Raw genomic sequence first — 10,325 nt, forward strand, 5'->3', positions numbered from 1 at the left:
CAGCGCACCCGGCGACGCCGCCGACGCGTGGTAGCCGTCGGCGACCCGACCCACCCGCCGGAGCGCCGGCTCGGCCCGCCCACCGATCCAGATCGGCAGCCCGGCACCCTGCGCGGGCAGCGGCCCGAACACGAAGTCCGAGATCGAATGGACGGACCCCGCGAACGGCTCCGCCGACCCCGACCAGAGATGGCGCCACAGCGCGACCGTCTCGTCGAGTTGATGCCGCAGATACTTACATAGAAAAAATTTCTAAAAAGAATAATGGCTATGTTTATCAATATAACAATGCACAAAAAAAGGTGATTGAAAAAAAGATATCACTCCATTATAAAGTTGCTAATAATATTCAAACAAAAAATATTACGGCGCTCTACACTCATCACGGACCAGTTATGGCAAACCGCAACGGACAAATTTTAAGCCTGAGGGCCGACAACAGGATAATGAATGGATTGATACAATGCTGGCAAAGAAATAAAGCCACCAGTTTTATCGCCTTTAAAAAAACATTAGACCTTAAAGGAAATATTTCTAACAATACCGTTTATGCAGATGCCCAAGGCAATATAGCTTACTGGCATGGCAACCGCATCCCTGTAAAAAATAAAAAATACAATTGGAACAAAGCGGTAGATGGAACAACAAGCGCAACTGAATGGAAAGGCCTTCATCCAATAAATGAAATTGTACAAAGTATAAATCCCGTAAATGGCTGGTTACAAAATTGCAATTCCACGCCTTTTACTGTTGCCGGCACTAACGGTCCTAAAAAAGAAAACTATCCATTTTATATGGCGCCTGATGGCGAAAATTACCGGGGTATAAATGCCGTACGTGTTTTAGATAAGGAAAAAAATTACAACCTTGATAAAGTAATTGCAGCAGGTTACGATACTTATCTTGCCGCATTTGAAAAACTAATTCCTGCTTTAATAAATGCTTTTGAAAAAAATATTGTTCCCAATGATAGTTTATACTCAAAATTAATTGAGCCAATAACTATTTTAAAAAACTGGGATATGCGTTGCAGTGTAAATTCTGTTGCAACAACTTTAGCAGTTGAATGGGGACAAAAATTAATTCCTAAAATTGTTAAAAGCAATGATGAAGATGAATTCCAGTTTGTTGATCAGGTTACTAAAACCAACCGCTTTATTACAAAAGCAATACCACAAGATCTGCTTGAACCCTTTGCCATTGTAATAAATGAATTACAAAATAAATTTGGCAAATGGGAAATGCCCTGGGGAGATATTAATCGTTTTCAAAGAATATCATCCGATATTGATAATAAATTTGACGATAATAAAGAAAGTATCCCGGTAGCATTTGCATCATCAACGTGGGGTATGTTACCATCGTACACCAGCCGCAATTTTCCCGGCACTGTTAAAAGATATGGCGTAAATGGCAACAGTTTTATTTGTGCGGTGGAGTTTGGTAAACAAGGTTCAGCAGGAAAAAAAATAAAAGCAAAATCTTTATTAGCTGGTGGCAACAGCGGCCACGAAAACGCTCCGCATTTTTTCGACCAGGGCTTGATGTACAGCCGGGGAAAATTTAAAGATGTATTATTTTATAAAGATGATGTGTTGCAACATGCAGAAAAAAAATATCATCCGGGAGAATAATTTTTTAAAGGAAATTTATTTGTCTTTAAAAGAAATGAAAATATAATTATTCTTTCCAACATTAACAGTGGAATTACAAATGCTCCACATAGCTGCTTCCCGAAATCGGGCTGTATTCGATTTCGGGTGGTTTTTTTGAATACTTTTTTCCGCAAAAAAAAGTAACACAACACTCATTCTGTATGCAAATGTTAATACTGTTTTTAACAACAATCCTGCAATAAACAATAATTGAAAAAATAATTTTATCTTACCATCATGAAATTATTATTAGCACTCTTACTCCCTTTTTCTCTATTAGCCCAAACACCCCCATACGATTTATTGATCCGCAACGGAAAAATAATTGACGGCACCGGAAACAACTGGTACTATGCCGACATTGCCATCACCAAAGGAAAAATAATTGCTATACAAAAAAACATTACTGCCACTGCTGCAAAAACAATTGATGCCAAAGGATTAATTGTGGCACCAGGTTTTATTGATGTGCACACCCATATTGAAGGCGACGAAGCCAAAACTCCCACAGCAGATAATTTTATTTATGATGGCGTTACCACAGTTATTGCAGGCAACTGCGGTGCCTCTACTATTGACATTGGAAAATATTTGCAGTGGATAGATTCCTTACAACTTTCTATAAACGTAGCCACATTAATTGGCCACAACGATGTAAGAAAAGCCGTGATGGGCCGTGCCAACCGTGATGCTACTGAAGCAGAATTGTTGCAAATGGAAACCATTGTTGATAATGCTATGAAAGATGGCGCAGTAGGTTTATCAACCGGGCTAATTTATATACCCGGCACCTATACCAAAACGCCGGAGATCATTCGCCTGGCAAAAGTGGCTTCAAAATACAATGGCGTGTATGCAACACACATGAGGGACGAAGGCGACAGTGTAACACAAGCCATTGATGAAGCATTAGCTATTGCAAGAGGTGCCAATATCCCGGTAGAAATTTCGCACTTTAAATTAAGCGGACAACAAAACTGGGGTCGAAGTAATCAAACCATACCCATGATAATTGCTGCAAGAAATGAAGGGCTGGATGTAACCATCGATCAATATCCCTATACTGCCAGCAGTACATCCCTCAGTACTTTATTACCTGACGACATTTTAGCCGACGGACAGGATTCTATTGCTGCAAGATTAAGCAGGTCCGAAATAAAAAAACAGGTAACGGCTTACATCACCAAAAAATTAAAGAACCGTAAACTAAAACATTTAAGTTATGCTGTAGTGGCTTACTACAAAGCAGACACTACTCTAAATGGAAAAAGTATTGAAACCATTAATTTATTAAAAGGAAGAAAACATAAAGTAACTGAAGAAGCTGCAACAGTTATGGAGATGATGATCAATGGTGGCGCCGGTATGGTCTTTCATGGTATGAGCGAAAAAGATGTGCAGCACATTATGCAATACCCCTTCAACATGTTTGCAAGCGATGCAAGTATAAGAGCCTTTGGTGCAGGGGCGCCGCACCCACGTGGCTACGGCACCAATGCAAGAGTGCTGGGTAAATATGTACGGGAGCAAAAAGTTATTTCGTTAGAAGAGGCCATAAGAAGAATGACCAGTTTACCGGCACAAAAATTTCAATTAAAAAATATTGGTTTATTAAAAGAAGGTATGAATGCAGACATTGTAATTTTTAGTGAAACTGAAGTAACTGATAGGAGCACTTTTGAAAAACCACATGCCTATTCAAAAGGATTTTATTTTGTAATTGTAAATGGAGTGGTAACTTTTGAAAACGAAAAACATTTGGGGGTAAGAGCAGGAAAGACTCTGATGGGGCTGGGTCATCAATAATATTCAAATTGCTAACGCCATAAATTTTCATAGCAGCACAACAGTATTTTGATGATTGCATTTAAGAGTAGGATTATCAATGTTGAAAATACCGAAGAACAAATGTCAATTAAAGCTCCTCCCGAAATCGGGCTGTATATCGATTTCGGGGCTCCTTTTTTTTTACTTTTTTGGAGAAGCAAAAAAGTAAAAAGATCTGAATAAGTTGATATCTTTCCTAATAAAAGAATTCCATTTAAAAAATGTATTAATCAATCTTGATATAAAAACAATAACAACCAAAATCGCTTCTTTCACACCATAAATAATTTTTATGAAAAAGAATTTCCTTTTTGCCACCATCATTATCCTGCAAATACAATTTGCAGCCGCACAAAAAATAATGCCCCTTACCACTCCCGAAGCTGCAGGCTTTTCTACAGAAAGATTGCAACGCTTAGACAGGGAGATGAATGACTGGGCAAAAAAAGAATGGATGCAGGGTGGTGTAGCACTCATCATCCGCAATGGAAAAATTGCTTATTATAAAGCAGCCGGTGTAAATGATCTGGACACTAAGTCTGCATTGCAAAAAGATGCCATCTTCCGCATTGCATCACAAACAAAAGCCATCACCAGTGTGGCCATGATGATGTTGTTTGAAGAAGGAAAATTTCAATTAGACGATGCCGTGTCAAAATATATTCCTGCATTTAAAAAACAACAGGTGCTGGATAAATTTGAAGCCGCCGATACCACTTACACCACCGTTCCCGCCAAAGGCGAAATTACCATTCGCCAATTGTTTACCCATACATCAGGTTTGGGCTATGCACAAATAGGCAGTAAAGAAGCCAATGCTATTTATGCAAAAAGTAAATTAACCGCAGGCATTGGTGTGCAGGATGATAAATTATTAGATGCTATGAACCGCCTTGCAAAATTACCTTTGATGCACCAGCCCGGCGAAAAATGGACCTACGGTTTAAACAGCGATCTGCTGGGTTGTTTGGTAGAAGTAATTTCAGGAATGTCGTTAAATGATTTTTTTCGTACAAAAATTTTTCAACCATTGGGTATGAACGATACGTATTTTTTTATTCCACAAGAAAAAGCAAACCGTTTGGTAAATTTATATCGTGAAGATTCTACCGGGCATTTAGTAAAAGCCGAAGGTAATATGTTGAACGGTCCAACCATTTCTAATTATCCATTACTCAACAGCACGTATTATTCCGGTGGTGCCGGTTTATCATCTACCATTTATGATTATGGTATTTTTTTACAAATGCTGTTAAACAATGGTATGTACAATGGTAAAAGATTACTCAGCAGAAACAGCGTACGCATAATGACGATGAACCAAATGGGTGATGTAGTTTTTCGTGGCGATGATAAATTTGGCCTTGGCTTTCAAATTGTAACCGATAAAAGCAGTGGCCGCACGCCTGCACAATCCGGCACATACAGTTGGGGCGGTGCTTTTGCCACCAGCTACTGGGTAGATCCTAAAGAAAAAATGGTATTACTTTTTTACCGCCAGTTACAGGGAAGCACACACGGTGATGTAGTTGAAAAATTCAGGGCATTGGTGTATGGGGCGATAAATGATTAGTGGTAAAGATTTTTTTGTTACGGGCAGGATACATTCGTGGACACGAACGCAGGCTTAGGTAAAATATTAATATTATTTGTAACAAAGAGTGGGTAAAATAATCCCAATATTGTAACAAAGTAGAGGTAGATAAAATTTTAAGCCTTAGTTAAAAAATTGGTAATGAACTTTTTAATGCCAGTTACAGGTTACTGCAAATGGCGATGTAGTTGAAAAATTCAGGGCATTGGTGTATGGGGCAATTAATGATTAGTGGTGAAAATTTTTTGTTACGGGCAGGATTTCCTGAAATTCATTCGTGGGACACGAACGCAGGCTTACACTTCTTTATCCTTTATAGATATTTTGGTTATGCCATTCAATAAACCTGTCTTCTGGATTATCTTTTACTCTAATTGGCAAATTAAAAAGTTGGTTACCGTGAAATTTATAATATTCTTTACCATTTTGGTATTCCTCTTTAATTCTTTTGCTTACTTCTACTTTCAAATCAGATGTTATAGTTAGATATCCTGCATCAAACAACTTATGCAAATCCGAACGAAGTAATAAAGCATTTGAGATAAAATGAGGTCCTGACTCCGCATAAGGTTTTATGTGTGCCGCTTCCAATACAGGTAAAGTTTTTTCTCCAGAAATTGCACATCTTCTATTATATGCATCAGTCACTAAAATTCTAAAAGCCCCTTGCCCTAATCTAACTTTTGTTAATACAGACTGCCCATATAATGCTTCCGGTTCTTCTAAAATTAGTTGGCTTTTTTCTTCAGAAATGACGTTAAATAAATACTTCTGTAGTAAAGTGTCAACCTTCTTCCAAAGGTCTTTTCCAATTTCAGTATCGGTTGAATAAGATTTTCCTTGAACGATGCTATTGCTCCAATTTTCAGGAATTGTAATCCAATCTTCTCTTTTGAAAAATATTGGGTTAGTTAAAACAATACATCCAATAGTTGGGTTTTCATTTGATTTGTCCTTTCTTAGTGGCAATATCATATTACGTAACTCGTGAATTGTATTACATCCATTACCTTTTTCAAAAGCATCCCAAGCAATTGAAATTGGTAAAAAAGTATGACTCGAAAAAAAACCAATTCCTCCTATTGCATTTACCGGACTTCTTAATTTGAAAAGAAATGGTTCACCCGGTGTCAAGACTTTAAACGAAGTGTTACCTCCTGGTTGCCAAAAATTAATGTCTTCACGATTTTGTTGAGCTAAAAAATTATACCAGTTATTATCTGTTACTCCCAAGTAAAATTTCATGTTTAGTAAAAATAAGAAAGCCTGTTTACAATTTTTCAAAACTTTTTTGAAGACAAATAGTTACTAAAACTTATTTCCTCACCAATATCAACGTAAAAGGGGCTCTATTTGGATAGTTAAATTTCATCGGAATTAACATTCGTGACCCCGCATTTTTTCCACCGTGACAATTTGTAACGGTTTCGTTCACTTCAACTTTAAGACTGTGAATAAGCGCTTGGACACTAATTTTATACTTTCTACTTCCGCACCAATATCAACGCACTCGGTATCTCCTGCAACCAGGGCAGTTTTAATTCCACCAATTTGCGCCAGCTATCTTCGCTTATCAGCATTAGTTGTTGCTGCTGTAAAAGATTGTTTGTAATGGCTGCTTCGGGTATAAACTTTACAGGATTATTTTTATTGGCAGTAAGGCCGGGTGGTAATTTTTTAAAAGCGTCCGCATTGCCTGCTATGGTAATTTGTGCACCGGTATTGCTCACCAGCTTTTCCAAATAAGGAAGCAGCCAGCTATCGGCAACAGATAAAGCCGGTACAAAAACAGTATTAATTTGTTGCAGGCCTTTATCAACAAAAACGCCGGCAGTTATATTAGTACGGGATAAAATTAAACGGGTACGTTCATCAAAAGGTGCATCTTCAAAAAGACTTTCTTTACCCGTTACCTGGTCCAGCAATCTTTCGGGGTTAATAATTTTTGCCGTAAAGCCGAGTATCCTTCCCAGTAGGCTGCCTTCGTAAATAGAACGGGCCATACCCATCAGCAACAGGTCGAAATGGCCTTCGTTGGCCACATCCACAATTTCGGTATCTACATCGGTGGCAGCTTTAAACAATGGCCTTATGGGCTGGCTAATTAATTTGCTTTCTTCTATTATTGGCGCAAAGCTTTCTTTTTTATACTCGTCAATATTATACAGGTGCAACTCGTTTACCTGCGCCAGGTGCATGGTGGTAACGCTGGCATTGCCCCTGGTTTTTTTTATAAAGCTGTTGGCTATACGCAATAATGTCCGCCCACGTTCGGCATGGTTAAAAGAGATAAGAATATTGAACTGTCCCGCTGCTTTTGTCTTTTTTTCGGCAGCGTATTTACTGCGAAACACCCAGCCAATCAGGTCGAGTGCAGGGCCCGTCATAAACGTGGTAACCAATGCCATTATTACCATCATGGCAAACAGTTCGGGTTTTAATACGCCCAGGTCGTAACCAATATTCAGCACAACCAGTTCCATTAATCCACGGGTGTTCATCAACGCACCAATTATTAAACTGTTCTTCCAGCTTTGGCCTACAAATTTTGCAGCCACGGCACTGCCAATAAATTTTCCGGTTACCGCTACAATTATTATAAGAGCAGTTATCTTCCACAAATACGGATCGTTCAACAAACCAATTTGTGTACGCAGGCCGGTAAATACAAAAAACAAAGGCAGTAATACCACCAGGGCAATGTCTTCCACTTTTTCTACAAACATTTTTCTAAACCTTGCGTTATCGGGCATTATGGCCCCGGCCATAAAAGCACCAAACAATGCATGTATGCCAATTACCTCGGTGGCATAGGCCGACATGATTAGTGTTAAAAAGAACAGTGCAATAATACCCTTGCTGATATTTTCTTTTTCGGTGTACAGCTCACCCACACGTTTTAAAAAGGGACGTATTATTTTTATCATCAGCAATACATAAGCAACGGCCAGCGCAATAGTATATAAGGCACTTACAAATGAGCCTGCTTTTACAATGGCAATTACGGCGGCCAGTATGCACCATGCGGTAATATCATCTGCAGCGGCACAGGTAATTACAATGGTGCCCAATCTTGTTTTATGTATGCCCCGTTCCTGTATAATACGTGCCAGTACGGGAAAAGCAGTAATGCTTAGTGATATGCCGGTAAACAATGCAAAGGATGCAAAGTTTATTCCTTCCGGTGCAAAATGCGGATAGATAAAATAGGCAAGGCCAATGCCCAGTGCAAAAGGAAAGATGATACTGGCATGGCTGATAACAACTGCTTCGTGTGCTTTATTCTTCAGCACTTTTAAATCCAGTTCCATGCCCACCACAAACATAAAAAGTATCAACCCTATCTGGCTTAAGAATTGCAAATTGCCCAATGATTGCGGTGGAAATAAAAATGCACTGAAGCCGGGAAAATATAAACCCACCAATGAAGGACCCAATACAATACCCGCCACGATTTCGCCTATCACCGATGGCTGGCCGATTTTTTTACATACCCAGCCAAACAAACGGGCCACCAGTATAATAGTAATAATCTGCGCCAGCAATAAAGCCAGCGGATGGCTTAAATTATTTACAAGTGCATCAATAAAATCCTGCCATTTATTTTCACCTATTGCAGTTACAGTAACGTTTCTTCCCTGCTGCAGTTTTGCACCCAGCAACAGGCCCCAGTATATGAGTGCCGAAAAGCCCCCGATAACTAAAAGGTAGAATAAGGTATTTTTAAAACGTTTCATGTTGCTGCTTCACCGGCAAATTATAAGCCACTATTGCAACATAATGAAAAAATAATGTACTGATGAATAAATTTTTTATTCTAACAATCAGATGGACTGCTAAAATACCCAATACCCACATTGCATAGCTCAAATAATATTTTTACATTTACCATAACTTAAAACAACAAATATGAAAAAAATCTTTTTACCAGCTTTAGTTTTTTGTACTTTTCTTTTTGCCTGCAATAACGAAGCTGCAAAAACAGAAACTGCAGTTACAGCATTGTCAACTTTTAGTTTAGATTCTGCAAAGGCAGCCATAACAGCCAGCAACGCAACTTATGGCGCCTGCTTTGCAACCGGCGACTCTGCATTGTTTGTAAGCCATTACACCAGCGATGCCTGCATTAGCCCCAGCAACATGCCAAAAATGTGTGGACCACAAGCTATCAATGCATTTTTTACAGGTGGTTATAAAATGGGTATCCGTAACCTTAAGTTAACTACTGATGAAGTAATGGGCAGTAAAGATGCGGTAGTAGAAACGGGCACTTACGAAGTGCTGGGTGATAAAGGCGTTTCTTTTGATAAAGGAAAGTTTATTGTAGTTTGGAAAGAAGAAAATGGTAAATTAAAAATGCACCGTGATATTTGGAATACCGATATGCCTGCGGCTGCACCTGCAAAATAATTGTATCAATTTAATTATAATAAAAACCGGCATTATAAACTGCCGGTTTTTTAATATCGATTTAAAAAAATTATTCAACAGGTATTGTTGTATCGCCGTGTTTTTTAAACGGCTGCAATTTCCAATACGTTAAACTGCGCCAGCACCACTCCAGCGGACCAAACCTAAAATACCGCAGCCAGATATGGCTCCATATAATTTGCAGTGCCCATGTTGCAGCTACTACATAATAAATTTCGAAACGCTGCAATTTGCCGTACATGCCAAAGCCGATGCCGTAAAAAAATAAGCCCACTAAAAAAGATTGCATAATATAATTGGTAAATGCCATCTGGCCCACGGGCCGCATTAATGCAAACAACCATTTAAATAAACCTGATTTGTATAACAGCATTAACAATCCTAATATGCCGATAGACCGGAATGTGCGGGACAATTCATAAAATGCAAAAGAGTATTTTCTTGTGTATTCATACCAATTGAATTTTACATCCACCATTTGTTGCAGACGGAAGCAGGATAAGGTTAGCCCGACACCGAGACCAATGATACACATTCCCCAATACACTTTGACATTTGCCTGCCCGGTTAAAATTCCCATTTTAAAAAAGGCCATACCCAAAAACATAAAAAGCAATACATCCCATATACCAAAAAAAAGATACTGCACTAAAGAATCAACATAACGACCAGTCCGGTATTCATACAATGCTTCATAACTGCCGTGTGTTTTCAACATTGCTTTTTCCATCCGTTTCTGCCTGCCTTCCGGACTGGTTCTGTCTTTAAAATCCTGCATGGCGCCCAACTGTTCCTTTTGAATAAGATTGAGCTTTGTT

7 protein-coding genes and 1 pseudogene are annotated in these 10,325 nt (G+C 38.9%); 4 read left to right on the forward strand and 4 right to left on the reverse strand.

Annotated elements, in window-relative coordinates:
* Nucleotides 1-231, reverse strand: a 231-nt coding sequence (locus ACY651_RS20620; RefSeq protein ID WP_462255420.1) for an LLM class flavin-dependent oxidoreductase, incomplete at its 3' end; no start/stop codon positions are given.
* Here ACY651_RS20620 and ACY651_RS20625 point away from each other — a divergent pair.
* The 3 genes and pseudogenes from ACY651_RS20625 to ACY651_RS20635 form a co-directional block, all read left to right on the forward strand.
* A pseudogene (locus ACY651_RS20625) lies at nucleotides 231-1,634 on the forward strand (penicillin acylase family protein); the annotation flags it as partial. The gene ACY651_RS20620 and the pseudogene ACY651_RS20625 overlap by 1 nt on opposite strands.
* A 258-nt stretch (nucleotides 1,635-1,892) precedes the next feature.
* Entirely contained in the window at nucleotides 1,893-3,461 is a 1,569-nt protein-coding gene (locus tag ACY651_RS20630; protein WP_462255414.1) for an N-acyl-D-amino-acid deacylase family protein, read from the forward strand.
* 313 nt (nucleotides 3,462-3,774) lie between these two features.
* On the forward strand, nucleotides 3,775-5,055 hold the full coding sequence (locus tag ACY651_RS20635; RefSeq protein WP_462255415.1) for a serine hydrolase domain-containing protein: 1,281 nt from the start codon (nucleotides 3,775-3,777) through the stop codon (nucleotides 5,053-5,055).
* Between the two features lie 327 nt (nucleotides 5,056-5,382).
* Here ACY651_RS20635 and ACY651_RS20640 read toward each other — a convergent pair whose 3' ends face one another.
* Both ACY651_RS20640 and ACY651_RS20645 read right to left on the reverse strand, forming a co-directional pair.
* Nucleotides 5,383-6,360 carry an HNH endonuclease gene (locus tag ACY651_RS20640; RefSeq protein ID WP_462255416.1) on the reverse strand — a complete coding sequence of 326 codons (978 nt, stop codon included), beginning with the start codon at nucleotides 6,358-6,360 and terminating at the stop codon, nucleotides 5,383-5,385.
* Nucleotides 6,361-6,560: 200 nt separating this feature from the next.
* The gene (locus ACY651_RS20645; RefSeq protein WP_462255417.1) at nucleotides 6,561-8,813 is read right to left on the reverse strand and encodes a cation:proton antiporter; all 2,253 of its coding nucleotides are present in this window, start codon (nucleotides 8,811-8,813) and stop codon (nucleotides 6,561-6,563) included.
* 172 nt (nucleotides 8,814-8,985) lie between these two features.
* Here ACY651_RS20645 and ACY651_RS20650 point away from each other — a divergent pair, with 172 nt between their 5' ends.
* Nucleotides 8,986-9,486, forward strand: a complete 501-nt coding sequence (locus tag ACY651_RS20650) for a YybH family protein (RefSeq protein ID WP_462255418.1) — start codon at nucleotides 8,986-8,988, stop codon at nucleotides 9,484-9,486.
* A 70-nt stretch (nucleotides 9,487-9,556) separates the two neighbouring features.
* On the opposite strand, the gene ACY651_RS20655 is transcribed toward ACY651_RS20650, so the two are convergent.
* Nucleotides 9,557-10,325: DUF418 domain-containing protein (locus ACY651_RS20655; RefSeq protein WP_462255419.1), on the reverse strand; the 769-nt coding region annotated here is incomplete at its 5' end.

This window comes from Ferruginibacter sp. (assembly GCF_031391665.1).
Taxonomy (GTDB): Bacteria; Bacteroidota; Bacteroidia; order Chitinophagales; family Chitinophagaceae; genus Ferruginibacter.